At 72.7% G+C, this 17,333-nt stretch carries 15 protein-coding genes; 8 read left to right on the forward strand and 7 right to left on the reverse strand.

Annotated features, from left to right (window positions below):
* Nucleotides 1-1,038 (reverse strand): ABC transporter ATP-binding protein (locus ACFPCY_RS37600; protein WP_378263625.1); only part of this gene is annotated, 1,038 nt, incomplete at its 3' end.
* Between the two features lie 371 nt (nt 1,039-1,409).
* Between ACFPCY_RS37600 and ACFPCY_RS37605 the strand changes: the two genes are divergently transcribed.
* The 3 genes from ACFPCY_RS37605 (at nt 1,410) to ACFPCY_RS37615 (ending at nt 5,641) form a co-directional block, all read left to right on the forward strand.
* Nucleotides 1,410-2,666 (forward strand): RsbRD N-terminal domain-containing protein, encoded by a 1,257-nt coding sequence (locus ACFPCY_RS37605; RefSeq protein WP_378263627.1) that lies wholly within the window; start codon nt 1,410-1,412, stop codon nt 2,664-2,666.
* A 275-nt stretch (nt 2,667-2,941) separates the two neighbouring features.
* Entirely contained in the window at nt 2,942-4,249 is a 1,308-nt protein-coding gene (locus ACFPCY_RS37610) for an RsbRD N-terminal domain-containing protein (protein WP_378263629.1), read from the forward strand.
* 147 nt (nt 4,250-4,396) lie between these two features.
* A complete protein-coding gene (locus ACFPCY_RS37615) occupies nt 4,397-5,641 on the forward strand; it encodes a hypothetical protein (protein ID WP_378263630.1) in 1,245 nt (414 codons plus the stop codon).
* Nucleotides 5,642-5,747: 106 nt separating this feature from the next.
* Here ACFPCY_RS37615 and ACFPCY_RS37620 read toward each other — a convergent pair whose 3' ends face one another.
* Nucleotides 5,748-7,214 carry a flavin-containing monooxygenase gene (locus ACFPCY_RS37620; RefSeq protein WP_378263632.1) on the reverse strand — a complete coding sequence of 489 codons (1,467 nt, stop codon included), beginning with the start codon at nt 7,212-7,214 and terminating at the stop codon, nt 5,748-5,750.
* Nucleotides 7,215-7,300: 86 nt separating this feature from the next.
* Between ACFPCY_RS37620 and ACFPCY_RS37625 the strand changes: the two genes are divergently transcribed.
* Nucleotides 7,301-7,942, forward strand: coding sequence for a TetR/AcrR family transcriptional regulator (locus ACFPCY_RS37625; protein WP_378263634.1), 642 nt, complete (start codon nt 7,301-7,303; stop codon nt 7,940-7,942).
* A gap of 13 nt (nt 7,943-7,955) precedes the next feature.
* On the opposite strand, the gene ACFPCY_RS37630 is transcribed toward ACFPCY_RS37625, so the two are convergent.
* Complete coding sequence (locus tag ACFPCY_RS37630) at nt 7,956-8,663, reverse strand: TetR/AcrR family transcriptional regulator (protein WP_378263636.1); 708 nt, start codon at nt 8,661-8,663, stop codon at nt 7,956-7,958.
* 131 nt (nt 8,664-8,794) lie between these two features.
* On the opposite strand from ACFPCY_RS37630, the gene ACFPCY_RS37635 reads away from it, so the two are divergent.
* Both ACFPCY_RS37635 and ACFPCY_RS37640 read left to right on the forward strand, forming a co-directional pair.
* Nucleotides 8,795-9,901, forward strand: a complete 1,107-nt coding sequence (locus tag ACFPCY_RS37635; RefSeq protein WP_378263637.1) for a ferritin-like domain-containing protein — start codon at nt 8,795-8,797, stop codon at nt 9,899-9,901.
* 63 nt (nt 9,902-9,964) lie between these two features.
* Nucleotides 9,965-10,828 carry an SDR family NAD(P)-dependent oxidoreductase gene (locus tag ACFPCY_RS37640; RefSeq protein WP_378263639.1) on the forward strand — a complete coding sequence of 288 codons (864 nt, stop codon included), beginning with the start codon at nt 9,965-9,967 and terminating at the stop codon, nt 10,826-10,828.
* A 53-nt stretch (nt 10,829-10,881) separates the two neighbouring features.
* Here ACFPCY_RS37640 and ACFPCY_RS37645 read toward each other — a convergent pair whose 3' ends face one another.
* The 3 genes from ACFPCY_RS37645 to ACFPCY_RS37655 all read right to left on the reverse strand — a co-directional run bounded on the left by ACFPCY_RS37645 (nt 10,882) and on the right by ACFPCY_RS37655 (nt 13,510).
* The gene (locus ACFPCY_RS37645; RefSeq protein WP_378263641.1) at nt 10,882-11,511 is read right to left on the reverse strand and encodes a GNAT family N-acetyltransferase; all 630 of its coding nucleotides are present in this window, start codon (nt 11,509-11,511) and stop codon (nt 10,882-10,884) included.
* Nucleotides 11,512-11,556: 45 nt separating this feature from the next.
* The gene (locus tag ACFPCY_RS37650; protein ID WP_378263643.1) at nt 11,557-12,237 is read right to left on the reverse strand and encodes a 4'-phosphopantetheinyl transferase family protein; all 681 of its coding nucleotides are present in this window, start codon (nt 12,235-12,237) and stop codon (nt 11,557-11,559) included.
* Nucleotides 12,238-12,586: 349 nt separating this feature from the next.
* Complete coding sequence (locus ACFPCY_RS37655; RefSeq protein ID WP_378263644.1) at nt 12,587-13,510, reverse strand: hypothetical protein; 924 nt, start codon at nt 13,508-13,510, stop codon at nt 12,587-12,589.
* A gap of 115 nt (nt 13,511-13,625) precedes the next feature.
* Between ACFPCY_RS37655 and ACFPCY_RS37660 the strand changes: the two genes are divergently transcribed.
* Nucleotides 13,626-15,170, forward strand: coding sequence for an ATP-dependent DNA ligase (locus tag ACFPCY_RS37660; RefSeq protein ID WP_378263646.1), 1,545 nt, complete (start codon nt 13,626-13,628; stop codon nt 15,168-15,170).
* 42 nt (nt 15,171-15,212) lie between these two features.
* Here the strand turns inward: ACFPCY_RS37660 and ACFPCY_RS37665 are convergent, their stop codons facing one another.
* A complete protein-coding gene (locus tag ACFPCY_RS37665) occupies nt 15,213-16,070 on the reverse strand; it encodes a hypothetical protein (protein WP_378263648.1) in 858 nt (285 codons plus the stop codon).
* Between the two features lie 90 nt (nt 16,071-16,160).
* Between ACFPCY_RS37665 and cds1 the strand changes: the two genes are divergently transcribed.
* Nucleotides 16,161-17,261: an L-cysteine desulfhydrase Cds1 gene (gene cds1 / locus ACFPCY_RS37670; RefSeq protein ID WP_378263649.1), complete on the forward strand. Its 1,101-nt coding sequence runs from the start codon at nt 16,161-16,163 to the stop codon at nt 17,259-17,261.
* Nucleotides 17,262-17,333: the final 72 nt, after the last annotated feature.

Genomic DNA, 17,333 nt, shown 5'->3' on the forward strand with positions numbered 1-17,333 from the left:
GGCCCGCGGGGGCGCGGCGCCCGCCGGGGCGGCCCGCGCCGCGGCGAGCGCGGCGGCGGCCTCGGCGGTCGCGGCGCGGCCGCGCAGGATCGCGGAGACGGCGTCGGGCGGCAGGCTCGGCAGCATGGCGTCCACGCGGGCGGCGTGCCGCAGCTCGCCGGCCCGCTCGGGCTCGCCGGGGCTCGGCCGGAGCTGCGCCGGGATCTCGATGGGACGGGACGGGGGCCGGGGCCGGTTCGCGGCCCGTTGGGCCTCCTCGGCGAGGAGCGCGGCGTCCTTCTCCTCGCTCATCCCGATCGGCCCCTCGGGGCTGCCCCGCAGGAACTGCGCGATCACCGGGTCGTCGGAGGCGATCACGGTCTCGCGGGGGCCGAACGCGACCAGGTCGCGGCGGTAGAGCATGCCGATGTTGTCGGGGACGGTCGAGGCGATCTCGATGTTGTGGGTGACGATCAGCATCGTCGCGTCGATGCGCGCGTTGACGTCGATGAGGAGCTGGGACAGGTGCGCGGTGCGGACCGGGTCCAGGCCCGAGTCCGGCTCGTCGCAGAGGATGACCTCGGGGTCCATGACCAGCGCGCGGGCGAGGCCGGCGCGCTTGCGCATGCCGCCGGAGATCTGCCCGGGGACCTTCTTCTCCTCCCCGGCCAGGCCGACGGTGTCCATCTTCTCCAGCACGATGCGCCGGATCTCGGCCTCGGTCTTGCGGGTGTGCTCGCGCAGCGGGAACGCGATGTTGTCGTACAGGTTGAGGGAGCCGAACATCGCCCCGTCCTGGAACATCAGGCCGAAGCGCTTGCGCTCGCGGAAGACCCGGCGGTCCGGGTCGTTCACCATGTCCACGCCGTCGACGAGGACGGTGCCCTTCTCGGGCTTGATGAGTCCGATGAGCGACTTGAGGAAGACGGTCTTGCCCGTCCCGGACGGGCCGAGCAGCACGGTGACCTCCCCGGCCGGGAGCGTCAGGGTGACGTCCTGCCAGATCGTCTGCGCGCCGAAGGATTTCGTCAGCCCCTCGACGGCGACCTCAATTCCCACGAACCACCGCCAGCGAACCGGAGTCGAATGTTGTTGCCGTGGCGGCGACCGTACGGCGGAAACTGTCGGGAACTCAATAGTCAATTGCATCGAATCGGCAACTCTACGGGCCGGTTGTCAGCACCTGAGTTTTTTGGGCCCGGCGAATTCCCTCGGAGTTAGTACCGGCGGGTAGGCAGTTTTCGAGCACCAGACACACACAGGTGTTTGTCAGGACGCGAGCAACGGCACCGCGCGGACTTGTCACCCGCGTAGTACTGGCGGGGCATCTGGAGGGCCCGCCCTTGTCCCTCCCGGACGGCGTGCCTAAGCTCCGCGTGCCCTGGGTCACACGCGTGCTCTCCATCACTCTCATCGGAGGCGGTGAGGTCTTGACCGACACGTTGGATCACCTGTCCGGACCGCTGGACATGCGGGTGCCCCGGCACCTGGCCGGCCTGATGCGGGCGGAGCTGCCCGCCGCGATCGACGAGGTGGACGCGGAGATCCGGCGGACGGTGCCCGAGTACGACCGGCCCGCCGAGTCCGCCTACGGACGGATCCTGCGCGTGGGCGTCGAGCGGCTGCTCACCGCGTTCGTCGACCAGGTCGCGGGCGAGGCCCCGGCCCTCGCCGACCGCGACGAGACCTGCCGCGCGCTCGGTCACTTCGAGGCCGTCGAGGGGCGCAGCCTGGACCTGCTCCAGGCCGCCTACCGGACCGCCTTCCACGTCTGCTACCGGCGCACCGCCGCCGTCGCCGAGCGCGAGGGCGTGCCCGCCGGGCAGGTCGCCGCGCTGGTCGAGGCCATGATCGTCTACATGGACGAGGCGGTCGCGGCGTCCCGGACCGGGCACCGGCAGGCCCTCGAACACGCCGACCTGCACCACCGCGAGATACGGCGGGAGCTGCTGCGCGCGCTGCTGCGGCAGCCGCCGGCGTCCGCCGAGGCGGTGGAGGAGCTGGCGCGCGCCGCCGCCTGGTGGCCGCTGCCCGAGCTCGCCACGGTCGTGGCGGTCGCGCCCGGCGCGCCCTGCACCCGCTCGGCGCTGGACGGCGACGTCCTCATCGACCTGGACGACCCGGAACCGCGCCTGCTGGTGCCCGGCCCCTTCACCCCCGCGCGCGCCGCGATGCTGCGCGCCGCCCTGGACGAGGCGGACAGCGTCCTCGGCCTCACGCTCCCCTTGGAACGTGTCGCGCACGGGCTGCGCTGGGCCGTCCGCGTGCTGGAGCTGGCCCGCGAGGGGATCATCCCGCGCGGCTCGCTCATCCCCTGCAAGGAGCACCTGACGACGCTGTGGCTGCTCGCCGACACCGTCCTCGCCGAGGAGATGGCGCGGCGGCACCTCGCGCCGCTGTCCGACCTCACCGCCGGGCACCGGCGGAAGTTGACCGCGACCCTCACCGAATGGGTCACGACGCGTGGAACGGCGGTGGACATCGCCGAGAGCCTGAGCGTCCATCCGCAGACGGTGCGTTACCGCCTGCGCCAGCTCGACCACTACCTCGGCGACAGCCTGGGCGACCCCAAGACCAGGTTCGCGCTGGATGTGACGTTGCGCGCCGCCGCGCTCCTGCACGACGACGACGTTTCCCCAGACAGGGCGGACGAGGACGGAGGGTCACCGAAAAAGGCCGTAAGGTAATTTTACTCTTCCCTTACCATCAGTGGCCTCCGTCACAACTTGCCGTTGATCTACCTTCAGTGTGCTCCACCACACACCAGCCGCAGCCGCCGCGTGGGGACCCCCGCTCGACGCGACGGGAGCGGTCCCACCCCCCGATCCCGGACCGTCCGCGCCCACCCGCGCGGCCGGTCCGGGGCCTGACCCCACCGCCGGGCAGCGCAGCGGCGCACCTCCGAGCCGGAGCCCCCCATCCAGCTCGGCCGTCGTCGCGCGCGCCCGCGGAGGAGTGCGCGATGGCGCAGACGCACGGCGACCCGGCCGGGACGGGACAGCCCGCCCCGCGGTGGCTGATCGCGCTCGTCCGGCCGGAGCTGCCCACGCTCGCCGCGGAGATCATCACCGAGATCAAGCGGGCCGTCCCCGAGTACGGCCGCAGCACCGACGGCCCCTACGTGCAGGCGCTGCGGATCGGCGTCGAGCGCGCCCTGACGCACTTCGTGGACACCCTCGCCGACCCGTCCACCCCGCGCGACAAGCACGACGAGACCTACCGCCGGCTCGGCCGCTTCGAGGCCATGGAGGGCCGGACGCTGTCCAGCCTCCAGACCGCCTACCGGATCGGCGCGCAGGTCGCCTGGCGGCGCGTGATGAAGGGCGCCGCCGAACGGAACCTGCCCGCGCCGGTGATGATCCGCCTCGCCGACGAGCTGTTCTCCTACATCAACGAGCTGGCCTCGCTCTCGCTGGAGGGCTACGTCACCGCCCGTCCGGACGAGGAGCAGCAGGACCACCGGCGGCGGCTGCTGCACAGCCTGCTGCGCGAGCCGCCGCCCACCGCGCAGGTCGTCGCGAACCTCGCCCGGCTCGCCGGCTGGACCGTGCCCGACGAGGTCACGCTCGTCGCGCTGCCGACCGGGCCCCAGCCGTCCCCGCACACCCTGCACCGCGACCTGCTGGTGGACCTGTCCGGGGACACGCCGCACCTGCTCGTCCCCGGCGAGGTGGACGCCGGGCGGCTGCGGATGCTCACCTCCGGCTGGCCCGACCGGCGGCTCGCGCTCGGGCTGACCGTCCCGACCGTCCGGGCCGCCGAGTCGCTGCGCTGGGCCCGCCGGGCGCTCGCCCTCGCCCGCACCGGCGCGCTCGGCGACGAACCCGTCGTGGACAGCGGCGAGCACCTGGTCACGCTGTGGCTGCTGTCGGACGAGACGGTCGTCGACCACCTCACCCGGCGGCACCTCGCCGGGGTCACCGAGCTCGGCGGCGGGCAGCCCGAGAAGTACCTGGAGACCCTCTACGGCTGGCTGACCACGCGCGGCACGGCCGTGGAGCTGGCCGACCGGCTGAACATCCACCCGCAGACCGTCCGGTACCGGATGCGGCGCCTAGAGGAGGCCCTCGGCGACCGGCTCGGCGACCCCGACTCGCGATTCGCGATCGAGGTCGTGCTCCGTGCCACGAGACTGCGGAAGGAGGTGGGAGAGATCGTGCCCGGCGACGGACGCGGTGACGGACGCGGTGACGCGCGCGGAGAAGGGCGGGGGGACGCGCGCGGAGATGGGCGCGGGGATGCGCGCGGCGTGCCGCGCCCACTCACCTGATGATAATTCGCGGGCGTTGAGGAGCGCCTTTCTCGTCTTCCGGGGCGACTATCCCCGGGAGGGTTGATAGCCATTCCTCCGGCGTGTTGATATTACTCTCCGAGGAATTGTTTCCACGCGTCGCCTAATGGCGGAGGTGAGGGCAGGGTGCGTACCCGACCGGTCGGACTTCCCATGTTCGCGGGCCTCGGCGCGGCCGCGGTCCTGGCCTTCGGCGGCCTGGTCGCGCCCGCCGCGTTCGCCGACGACTCGACGCCGACCACGGGGGCCTCGGACACGCCCGGGTCGGGCTCGTCGGGTTCGTCCGGGCCGTCCGGGTCCTCCGGGACGACGCCCACGGACACCCCCACGCCGACGCCGTCCGACAGCACCCCCACGGACCCGCCGACGACGCCGACCGACCCGCCCACCACGCCACCGACCACTCCCCCGACCGACCCCGGAGGCGGGACCCCCGGCGGGGGCGGCAGCACTCCCCCCGGCGGCGGGACGCCCGGGGGCGGCGGATCGCCCGGCGGCAACGTGCCCACCGGCGGGCCGACCACGCCCGGCGGCGGCAACGGCAAGCCGGGGCTCGGGCTCGGCATCAGGCTCTCGACGTCCGCGGTGCACGCCGGGGACACGGTCTCGGTCTCCGTCTCGGTCTCGGGGACGGCCACCGGCGTGAGCGTCTCGCTCGGCGCGAGCGGCGGCGCGTCCGCCTCGCCGTCGAGCACGTGGCTCGGCAACGTCTCCGGCTCGACGTCGGCGCTGGGCTCGGTGACCGTGCCGTCCGGGACGAAGCCGGGCACGATCAGGATCACGGCGACGGTCACGTCCAGCAACGCGGGCGCGCACAGCACCTCGACCGCGCTCACCGTCGTCGCCGCGTCCGTGACCATCCCCGGGAACGGCCACGGCGGGCCGACCGGACCGTACGGGACGCTGCCGCCCGGCGTGAACGCCCCGCCGCCCGGACTCGACCCGCTCGGCGACCGCAACCCCTTCCAGGCCCCCGCCGTCGCGCTGCCGCCGGTCGCCGGGCCGCAGGTCGCGGGCATCTCCCTGCCGATGTCGCCGGTGACGAGCCTCCAGGCCGCGCACGAGCCGCTGCTCAGCGGCGCCGAGCCGGGCGCGCTCGCCTGGGCCGGAGCCGCCGTGCTCGCCGCGTCCGGGCTGCTGCTGACCCCGCGCTACGTGACGCGCCGCCGCCGCGCGCAGGCCCGCGACGAGCGCACCAACTGGATCCTGCTCGGCAAGGGCATCACCGCCCGCGACCTCACCGAGAAGGGCCTGGTCCAGCTGAACCTCGCCGAGAAGCGGCTCACGGTCGCGCGCATGCGGGCGCTGCCGCCGCAGCCGGCCCCCGCCCGGCGGCGACTGCTACGCCCCCGCCCCCGCTTCGGCAACTGACGCCGCGCCACCCTCCAGCGGTCCGCGACGCGCCACCGTCCGCCGCGGCCGGTCGCGGCGGCCTTTCCCTCGCCCCGTCCGTCGCGGGCGGGGCGAGGGGAAGAGGTCAGCGGCTCAGGATGTAGTCCTCTTCCTTGGCCTTGCGCGAGGACGCCCAGAACTCGAAGGTGAAGCCGGGCCACAGGGTGCGGTTCACGCCGTGCTCGTCCAGGTACCAGGACTGGCAGCCGCCCTCGTTCCACACCGCGCGGCGCAGGCGGCGGTGCATGCGGTCGTTGAAGGCGCGGACGGCGCCGGGCCGCGGCTCGATGGTGTCCATGCCGCGCTCCTGGAGCAGGTGCAGGCAGCTCAGCACGTGCTGGATCTGGACCTCGATCATGAACACGACCGAGTTGTGGCCGAGGCCGGTGTTCGGGCCGAGCAGCATGAAGAAGTTCGGCATCCGCTCGACCGTGGTCCCGTGGTGCGCCTCGATGCCGTCCGCCCAGACCTCCTGGATCTTCACGCCGCCGCGCCCGGTCACGCGCATCTCGGCGAGGGCGTCGGTCACCTTGAAGCCGGTGCCGTAGATGATGACGTCGACCTCGTGCTCCACCCCGTCCTTGGTGACGATCGAGTGCTCGCGCACCTCCGCCACGCCGGACGTGTCGAGCTCGACGTTGTCGCGAGTCAGCGCCGGGTAGTAGTCGTTCGACAGCAGGACGCGCTTGCAGCCGATCGTGTAGTCGGGCGTCACCTTCGCGCGCAGCTCGGGATCGGCGATCTGCCGCTCCAGGTGGTTCAGCGCGAGCTTCTTCATCGGCCCGGACAGGCGCGGGCTCACCGCGAAGCTGACCGCGCGGGCCTCCAGCGCCCAGTAGATGCCGTTGCGGAACGCGCGGGCCGCGCCCGGCACCTTCTCGAACACCTTGCGGACGGCCGGGGAGAACGCGCGGTCCGGCTTCGGCTGGATCCACGGCGGCGTCCGCTGGAACAGCACCAGCTTGGACGCCTTCTTCGCCACCTGCGGGACGAACTGGATCGCGGACGCGCCCGTCCCGATGACGGCGACGCGCTTGCCGGCCAGGTCGACGCCGTGGTCCCACTCGGCGGAGTGGAACGCCGTCCCCTGGAAGCGCTCGATGCCGGGCAGGTCCGGGAAGGACGGGATGTGCAGCGCGCCGATGCCGGTGACGATCGCCTTGGGCCGCAGGACCTCGCCGCCCGCGAGCGTCACGTTCCAGCGGTTGGACGCGTCGTCCCACTCCATCGAGTCGACGGCCGCGCCGAACCGGATGTGGTCGCGGATCCGGTACTTGTCGGCGGTCGCCTCCATGTACGCGCGGATCTCCGGCTGCGGCGCGAACATGCGCGACCAGTTCGGGTTCAGCTCGAACGAGAACGAGTACATGTGGGACGGCACGTCGCACGCGCAGCCCGGATAGGTGTTGTCGTGCCAGGTCCCGCCGAGGGCCTCGCTCTTCTCCAGCACGACGAAGTCGTGGAAGCCCTGCTGCTTGAGCCGGATCGCCATGCCGAGCCCGGCGAAGCCGGATCCGATGACCACGATCGCCGGGGAGGTGCCTTCGCTCATTAACCCATCCCATCGAACGGAGACCTACTATGAGTAAGTTACCGCCAGTAGGTTACTGACGGTAGGTCCAATAGATGGGGAATCCTGTGAGCAGTGCCACAGCACGCCCGCGGCGGCGGCGGATGTCCCGGGCCGAGCGGGAACGGCAGATGCTCGACGTGGCCGAGGAGGTCTTCGGCGAGCGCGGCTTCCGGGCCGCCTCCATGGACGAGATCGCCGAGCGCTGCGGCGTCTCCAAGCCGATGCTCTACGAGTACTTCGGCTCCAAGGACGGCCTCATGCTCGCCTGCATGGCGCGCTCGAAGGCCGAGCTGTTCGAGGCAACGCAGCAGGCGATGGCGGGCGCGACGACCGCCGATGAGGTCCTGTGGCGCGGCATGGTCGCCTACTTCGAGTTCATCGGCGAGCACTCGCGCTCCTTCGCCCTGCTGATGCAGCAGCCGCTGGAGATGCCGCCGTCCGCCGCCGAGGCCGTCGAGGACACCCGGCGGCAGCAGAGCGGGCTCATCGCGGACGTCCTGCGCGTCTACGCGCCCGACGCGCCGGAGCCGACCGTCCTCGCCTACACCGAGATCATCGTCGGCGCCTGCGAGCGGCTGGCGCTCTGGCGGACCGCCCACCCGGAGGTCACGGCCGAGGACGCGGCGCGCCACATGACCGACTTCTGCCGCCAGGGCCTCGGCCCCTACCTCTCCGCCTGGCCGACCACCCCCGGCCCGACCGCCTGACCGCCTGCGGGGGTCATTCGCGCGACCGCGACCGCGACTGCGACTCGGCGATGCGCTCCAGGGCGGAGATGAGCAGGTCCAGGCCGAACTCGAAGTCGGCGTCGGGGTCGTTCTCGCCCAGCTCGGACGCGAGGGCGATGACGTGCGGGAACTCGTCCGGGTCGAGCCTGGCGAAGGACTCGGCCTGCGGGACGTCCAGGTGCGCGAGCGTCTCGGCGACGCGCAGCTCGCGCATCTGCGTGCCGACCGCGTAGGCGAGCATCGCCCGCATCGCGCGGACGGAGGTCGGGCCGTCCAGCCCGGCGGCCTCGGCGACGGCGAGCGCGCGCTCGGCGGGCCGCAGCCCGGCCGGGGTGTCGACCTTGTGCGTCAGCACGACGGTGAGGCTGCGCGGGAAGTCGTGCGCCATCTTCCGGTGCGCGCGCAGCAGCGCGCGAGCGCGGTCGGCCCACGGCGCGGACGGGTCGTCCGCGAGGTCGATCTGGTTCGCGACGTGCTCGGCGACGCCTTCGAGCAGCGCCTTCTTGTTCGGGACGTGGTTGTAGAGGGACATCACCGCCACGTCCAGCGCCGCCGCGACGCGCCGCATCGAGAGCGCCTCGGGGCCGTCCGCCTCGATCAGCTCGATCGCGGCCCGGACGATCCGGTCCCGGCTCAGCGGCGCGCGCCCGGGGAGCGCGGCCTGCTCCGGACCGGCCGTCCCGGCAGTGACCGGGCTCACATCTCTCATCGCGTTTCCCGCATTCGTGGCGATTGACTGACGTAAGTGAACCATGACACGGTACGTACAACGTACGCCGGACGTACAACGTACGTACGTCCCGGCCCGCCGCCACGTGCCGGAGGTCCGCCATGTCGACCCACGACCTGTACACCACCCCCGTCGAGCCGTCCACCGCGACCGTCCCGATGGCCGGCGACACGCGCTTCACCTGGGAGTACGACGACGGCCGGGAGAAGCTCCTCGCGCTGTACCAGAAGGGCAAGGACCGGCAGTGGGACTCCACCACCCGGATCGACTGGGACCTGGAGGTCGACCCGCACGACGTGCTCGGCGTCCCCGACCAGTCCCTCGCCATCTACGGCTCGCCCTACTGGGAGAAGATGGACGAGCGGGAGCGCGGCGAGCTGCGGCGGCACTCCTCGTCCTGGCAGTTCAGCCAGTTCGTCCACGGCGAGCAGGGCGCGATGCTCACCGCCGCGCGGATCGTCGAGGCCGTCCCCGACCTGGACTCCAAGTTCTACTCGGCCACCCAGACCATGGACGAGGCCCGGCACGTCGAGATCTTCTCCAGGTTCCTCCAGGAGAAGATCGGGCTGGTCTACCCGATCAACACCAAGCTCCAGGACCTGCTCAACGAGACGCTCGGCGACTCCCGCTGGGACATGCCCTACCTCGGCATGCAGGTGCTCATCGAGGGGCTCGCGCTCGCCGCGTTCGGCGTCATGCGCGACATGACCACCAAGCCGCTGCCCAAGCAGATCCTCACCTACGTCATGCAGGACGAGGCGCGGCACGTCGCGTTCGGCCGGCTCGCGCTGCGCGACTACTACCGGCAGCTGTCCGCGCCCGAGCTGAAGGAGCGCGAGGAGTTCGTCATCCAGGGCTGCTACCTGATGCGCGACCGCATCCGCGGCCGGGAGATCTGGACCAACTTCGGCGTCCCGGTCGCCGAGGTGGACGAGATGGTGAAGAACTCGCCGTACATGCGGATGTTCCAGAGCCTGCTGTTCAGCCGGATCGTCCCGTGCGTGAAGGACATCGGGCTGTGGAGCCCGCGCATCCAGGCGACGTTCGAGGAGATGGGCGTGCTGGAGGCGTCCCGCTCCGACCTCGACGCGCTGATGCGCAACGACGAGGAGCTGGCCGACAAGCTCGACGCGGAGCGGTTCGCCGCCGAGGAGGCCGATCGCAAGGCCGAGGTGGACGCCGTGATCGAGTCCGAGGCCGCCCGCTGACCTGATCGCGTGGTGGCGGCGACCTGAGTAGGTTTGGGCGCACCCCACCCACGGAGGTCAGCAATGTCCCTCGCGCTCTTCGACGGAGCCCTCGCCGTCGTCACGGGAGCCGGCGGCGGCTTCGGCCGGGCCACCGCGCTCGCGCTCGCCGAGCGCGGCGCGACCGTCGTCGCCGCCGACATCGACCTGGACGCGGCCGAACGCACCGTCACGCTCGCCAAGGCGCTCGGCGCGGTCGGCAGGGCCTACCGGGTGGACGTCTCGGACGCCGGCGCCATGGAGGAGTTCGCCGCCGCCGTCCGCGCCGACCACCGCGTGCCCGACATCGTGGTGAACAACGCGGGCATCGCCGTCCTGGGACCGTTCCTCGACACGGGCGTGGACGACTGGGACCGCATCCTCGGCGTCAACCTGTGGGGCGTCATCCACGGCTCCCGCCTGTTCGCCGCGCAGATGGTCGAGCGCGTCGAGGCGCTGCCGAACCGTCCCGACAAGCCCAACTACGGCGGCCACATCGTGAACATCGCGTCCGCCGCCGCGTACGCGCCGTCCCGTGCCCTGCCCGCCTACTGCACGACCAAGTCGGCCGTCCTGATGCTGAGCGAGTGCCTGCGCGCCGAACTCGCCGGCCACCGCATCGGCGTCACCGCCGTCTGCCCCGGCTTCGCCAAGACCGGCATCGCCAGACACGGCACCTTCGTAGGCGCGTCCCCCGCCGAACAGGAACGCCGACGAGCCCGGGCCGAACGCGGCCTGCGCCTCCGCAAATACCCGCCGGAGAAGGTCGCCGAGCGGATCGTCCAAGCCATCGTGAAGAACAAGGCCGTCGTCCCGGTGAACGCCGAAGCCCACGTCCTCCACACCCTCTCCCGCCTGGCCCCCACCACCCTCCGAGCCCTGGCCCGAATCCCCGCCCCGCTGGGCTGAGCACCGGCTTCTCCGTCGAGCCGGCGGACGGACCGTCCGGCATCACAAGGGGCCTACGGGAGGTGCGCGGCGGTCATGGGGCTGGCTTCTTGCCAGCCCAGGTGGCGGTAGAGGGCGCGGCCTTCGGTGGTGGCCACGAGGACGCCGGTGCCGGCGCCTTGGGCGGCGGCTGCGGACGAGAGCGCCGACATCACCGCGGCGCCGAGGCCGCGGCGGCGGTGGGCGGGTTCGGTCGCGATCTGGTCGAAGACCGCGTGGGTGTCCGCGAGTCCGGCCTGGCCGGTCGCCGCGAGCGTGCCGTCGGGGGCCTGGACGGCGGCCTTCACGATCCGTCCCGTGGTGGTGAGGCGCAGGGTGTAGCCGCCGGACGACGGGGGCGGGGCGTCCTGGCTCAGAGGGGCTGACATCAGGTACTCGGGGGCCTGTTGCAGGGACCAGCCGGACGGGAGCAGCGGCGCGATGCGGGCGGGCTCGGCGCAGATCTTCAGCCAGGTGCCGGGCGCGTTCTCCTGGTCCGTCAGGCGCCGGATGACCTTCGCGTGCGGGTGCGGGAGGACGTACCGGACGTGGTGGCCGGGGCGGCCGACGTCGATGCGGTACGCGCCGTCCGAGGGGACCGGGGCCGGGGTGCCCCGGCTGACGGACCAGCCGCGCGTCCAGGCCAGGACGAGTTCTTCGATCATGAGCCCGATCTTATTGCGACTTGTTTGCAATAAGCGCCCGGGCCCTCAGGGCAGGAGGGCGGTGGAGGGGTGCTCCTCCACGGGGACGGCGGGTGGGTGGTCCAGGAGGGCCAGGTGGGCGGCGTAGCCGGGGCCGGGATTCAGCTGGTGGAGGGTGAAGCGGGCGGGGAGGTCGTCGCGGCCCTGCCAGGACAGGAGGCGCGGGGGCTCCTGGGCGGGGGTGGTGCGGAGGCGGGGCATGGGGAAGCGGAGGCCGTCGCCGGTGGCCTTCAGGAGGGCTTCCTTGCGGGTCCAGTAGACGAGCAGGTCGGCGAGGCCGGCGGCGGACTCGCCGGGGGCCAGGACGTGGCGGGCGATGTCGGTGCTGATCTCGCGGGACTCCTCGACGTCCAGGCCGAGGGGGCCGTGCGGGGAGAGGGCCACGCCGATTCGGTCGCCCGAATGTGAGACCGAAATGTGGGGGGCGTCGGGGCGGCCGACGACGCGGGGGCGGCCGTGCGGCTTGCCGCAGTCGGGGCAGGCGCGGTCGATCGCGACCTTCTCCGGCGGGACGCCGAGCAGGCGCGCGAGCGCGAAGCGGGTGAGGGCGACGCCGAGCGTGAAGCGGTCGCGGTCGGCGTCGCGGAGGTAGCGGTCGCGGCGGGCCCGCTCGACCGGATCGAGGACGGCGGTCAGCGCTTCGTCGGCCGCGGCCCGCTCGGCCCACCAGACCGTCACCGGTTCCACCCGGACTCCATTCGTCGCGTGTTCGGATGAACGTGACATTAGTCGATGGCAGGTTCGCCCGCCGGTCACCCATTGGTGACGGTCCGTCCAATTCCGCCCCGAAAACCATGCGGGCCGTGGAACGGCGTCTCCGTTCCACGGCCCCTCGCGGAGTTTCGGCGTCGGTGTCCGGGCTACACCCAGGACACGCCTTGCGGCTTCGCGGCCACGGGCTTCAACCTCCTCCTCCCCAGGCTCTACCACGTCGGACGGCACTCCCAGCCGACGTGACCCTCCCCTTTACCGACCCACCCTAGAAGTCTCTGACTGAGTCCACGACATGATCCGGCCGATTGAGGACAGAAATGATTTACCGCAGCGCGGACAGCACTTCCCGGGCGGTGTCGGTGGCATTGGCCAGCGCGCTTTGCCGCAGCGACTCCGGAGTGGCGCCGGAGGACAGCTGCCGGCTGTAACCGACCCTGATCTCAACGTTGCCGCGGCGGGCGGTGACTTCTCCGACCACGACCGGCTGGCCCTTGTCCTGCTTGTAGCTGCGGAACGCCTCGTCGCCCAGGCCCGGCACCCGTTCGAGCGAGATCGTCCGCTCCAGCGGGGTGTTGTGCGCCTGGGTCCAGCGCGCGGCGAAGTCGTGGCTCGCCTCTCCCGCGGCGTCCTGGAGGGTGGTGGACGGGAAGAGGTAGAGCTCGACCAGCAGCCAGCGGAACGGCGCTTTCGAGGTGTAGGTGCACGTCGCGAGCGTGTTGTTGGAGTTCTGCTGCTTGGTCGCGCCCGGCACGACCCGATTGAGGACGGACGCGGAAACGGTCGTGCACGCGTCCGGAAGGGACAGCGCGGTGAACGGCTTCGCCGTGGACGGCGGCGGCGCGGGCGCCGAGGACTGCGGTTTGGAAGGCGCGGACGCGGACGGCTTCGGGGTCTCCGAAGCGGTCGGCTCACCGGTTCCGGACTGGACGGTCGTCCGGATTCCGGACGGTCCCGCCGTCGTCCTCCCGCCGGACGGGACGAGCAGGAACACCGCGGCCGCCGCCACCGCGAACGACACCACCGCCACCAGCACGATCAGGAGTCTCGGACGGCGCTGCGCGGACGGCGGCTCCGGCGACGAGTAGACGCGCTGGAAGGGATCGCCCGCGCGCGCGAGCCCACCACCGGGACGGTGCCCCGGCGGCACGTCGCCGGGATCGTGACCGTCGGCGTCGGGAGGCCGGTTTTCGGACAGGTCCGGTGAACGCCCGGATCCGGCTCCGCCGGACTGCGTCGGACGGCCCACGCTGCCGCTCCTCACTCCCCCGATGGCCGGTTCCCCCCGACGGTAGACGGGCCGGGCGCGAGCACGCCAGGGGCCGGGCCGCCGGACTGTCGCAGGCGCAGGTCAGAATGGGACGGTGCTGCTGTCGGAGATCGCCCGGACGTCGGCGGAGGTCGCCGCCGAGCCGGGCCGCAAGGCCAAGGTGAACGCCCTGGCGGGCGCGCTGCGCGCCGCCGGGGCCGGCGACGCCGCCGTCGTGGTGGCCTACCTGTCCGGTGAGCTGCCGCAACGGCAGATCGGCGTCGGTTACGCCGCGCTGCGCGAGCTGCCGCCGCCCGCGGCGGAGCCGGCGCTGACCGTGGCCGAGGTCGATGCGGCGTTCGGCGAGATCGGCGCGGTCTCCGGGGCCGGGTCGGTCGCGCGGCGGCGCGAGCTGCTGCACGCCGTCTTCGCGCGGGCCACGCGCGCCGAGCAGGAGTTCCTCGTCCGGCTGCTGTCCGGCGACCTGCGGCAGGGCGCGCTCGACGGGGTGATGACCGACGCGGTCGCGACGGCCGCCGGGGTGCCGCTCGCCGAGGTGCGGCGGGCCGCCATGCTGCGCGGCGCGCTCGGGCCGGTCGCGGTCGCCGCCCTCGCCGGCGAGGCGGACGGCGGCGGCGTGCCCGCGCTGCGCGCCTTCATGCTGGAGGTCGGGCGTCCGGTGCGGCCGATGCTCGCCGCGTCCGCGCCGACCGTCGCGGACGCGATGGCCAAGATCGAGGGCCCGGCGGCGGTCGAGTGGAAGCTGGACGGCGTCCGCGCGCAGATCCACGTCCGGGGCGGCGAGGTCCGCGTGTTCACCCGCACGCTCGACGAGATCACCTCCCGGCTGCCGGAGATCACCGGCGCGGTCGGCGCGCTCGGCCTGCGCGACGCGGTGTTCGACGGCGAGCTGATCGCGCTGCGCGAGGACGGCCGTCCGCACCCGTTCCAGGTCACCGCCGCGCGCACCGCCACCCGCACGGCCAAGGACGGCCCGCAGGTCCCGCTGTCGCTGTTCCTGTTCGACGTGCTGCGCCTGGACGGCGCCGACCTCCTCGACCGTCCGGACGCCGAACGGCACGCGGCGCTCGCCGAGGCCGTCCCGGCGAGCCTGCTCATGCCGCGCACCGTCACCGCCGACGTCGCCGAGGCCGAGAAGGTCTTCGCGGACGCCGTCGCGCGCGGGCACGAGGGCGTGGTCGTCAAGTCCCCCGCCACGCCCTACGCGGCCGGCCGGCGCGGCGCCGGCTGGATCAAGGTCAAGCCGCGGCACACCCTCGACCTGGTCGTCCTCGCCGCCGAGTGGGGCAACGGCCGCCGCCGCGGCTACCTGTCCAACCTGCACCTCGGCGCGCGCGACCCGGAGACCGGCGGGTTCGTCATGCTCGGCAAGACCTTCAAGGGCCTGACCGACGAGCTGCTCGCCTGGCAGACCGAGCGGCTGCGGGCCCTCGCCGTCCGCGAGGACGGCCACGTCGTCCACGTCCGGCCCGAGCTCGTCGTCGAGATCGCCTTCGACGGCCTCCAGACCAGCCCGCGCTACCCGGCCGGGCTCGCGCTGCGGTTCGCCCGCGTGCTGCGCTACCGGCCCGACAAGAACGCCGGCGAGGCCGACACGATCGACATGGTGCGCGCGCTGGCCCCGGTCGTCTCCGACTGACCTCCGCGACGTCCGGGCCGCGGCCGGCGCACTCGGCGGCGCCTAGTCGACCGGGGAGCGCCGGTCGCGGCGGTCGGGCACGCCCGGATCGCCCGTCCGGCCGGGACCGGACCTGCGCCGCCGCGACTCGGGCGGGAGCAGGTCGTGGCGTCCGGCGATGAACTCCTGGATCCAGATCTTCGCCCGGATGATCGGCCGCCGGTACCGCTCCTCGCGCCGGACGGCCCGCCGGTACTTGCGCGAGCCCGGCGCGTACAGCCAGCGCGACCACGGCGACCCCGGACGCGCCACCCGGGCCGCCCCGACGAACAGCACCACCGGGACGAACAGCCCGAGCAGCCCGGTCCAGATCTTGCCCTTCAGCAGCGCGATCACCGCGAGCGCCAGGTTGACCGACAGGGACGCCACGTACACGACCAGCAGCACCGGCCGGGTGACCTCCTCGCCCGGATCAGGCTGCGCGATGCCGGTCAGGCCGAGCGGATGGACGCCGAGCAGCAGCAGCCCGGTGACCGCGATCGCGACGAACACCGCGTCGACCGAGGCACGGCCCTTCTCGGTCCAGTAGACGTCCTGGAGGTGGAGGATCAGCGCGAACTCGTCGAGCACGAGCGCCGCGCCCATGCCGAACACGCTCGCCGCCAGGACGTTCGGCCACGAGTGCGCCGAGGGCACCGCGAACCCGGCGACCCCGCCGAGCAGCATCAGCACCACGCCGAACACGACGTGGTGGATGTGGACGTCCCCGGCCGTGACGTTGCGGAACCACCACCGCACGTTCGCGCGGATCAGCCGCACGTTCACCCTCGTCAGGACGAAGGTGACGATGAACGCGACGAAGAAGCAGAACAGCGGCAGCCGCCCGGTGTCGACGATCCGCCGCTCGAAGAACTCGTCCATGCACCCCCCGTCTCCCCATCATGCCCTGTGATCTGCGGCGATATCGTGTGGGACAGGATGATCAATGAAGATCACACCCCGAGGGGAGCCATGTTGAGCCGCACCGTGGACCACTGCGACCCGGGTTGCCGGGCCTGGATCGCCGAGGCGATCCGCAAGGTCGAGGCCGACGCCAACCGCAGTGCGGACACCCATCTGCACGTGTTCCCGCTCCCCTCCGAGTGGGGCATCGACCTCTACCTGAAGGACGAGTCGGTGCACCCGACCGGTTCGCTGAAGCACCGGCTCGCCCGGTCGCTGTTCCTCTACGGGCTGGCGAACGGGTGGATCCGGGAGGGGACGACGATCATCGAGGCGTCGTCGGGGTCCACGGCGGTGTCGGAGGCGTACTTCGCGCGGCTGATCGGGCTGCCGTTCGTGGCGGTGATGCCCGCCTCGACCAGCCCGGAGAAGATCGAGCTGATCGAGTTCTACGGCGGCCGGCCGCATCTGGTGGACGACCCGACGACGATCTACGCCGAGTCGCACCGGCTCGCCGCCGAGTGCGGCGGGCACTTCATGGACCAGTTCACCTACGCCGAGCGGGCCACCGACTGGCGGGCGAACAACAACATCGCCGCGTCCATCTTCGAGCAGCTGGAGCTGGAGCGGTTCCCCGAGCCGACCTGGATCGTCGTCGGGGCCGGGACGGGCGGCACGTCCGCGACGATCGGGCGGTACGTCCGGTACCGGCAGTTCCAGACGCGGGTGGCCGTGGTGGACCCGGAGGGCTCGGCGTTCTTCGGGGCGTTCCGCGACGGCGACGCGTCCCGGACCGCGCCCGGCTCGCGGATCGAGGGCATCGGACGGCCGCGGGTCGAGCCGTCCTTCCTGCCGACCGTGATCGACCGCATGATCCAGGTGCCGGACGCGGCGTCGGTCGCGGCGATGCGCTGGACGAACGAGGTCACCGGCCGGAACGCGGGCGGCTCCACCGGGACGGCCATGTGGGGCGTGTGCGAGCTGATCGCGGAGATGCGGCGGACCGGGCAGCGCGGCAGCGTCGTCACGCTGATCTGCGACGGCGCGGAGCGCTACCGGCACACCTACTGCTCGGACGAGTGGCTCGCGGCGCAGGGCCTCGACATCGCGCCCTACCTCGGCGCGCTGCGCGACTTCCTGAAGACCGGCGTGATGCCCGTCGAAGCCTGACCGGGGCGGACGGCCGCGGGCCCGCGGCGGAGGGAGGACCGGCCCGCGGCCGTTCAGGCCCTCCGCCCGCCC

The organism is Actinomadura gamaensis, assembly GCF_042652125.1.
In the GTDB taxonomy this organism is placed as follows: domain Bacteria; phylum Actinomycetota; class Actinomycetes; order Streptosporangiales; family Streptosporangiaceae; genus Spirillospora; species Spirillospora gamaensis.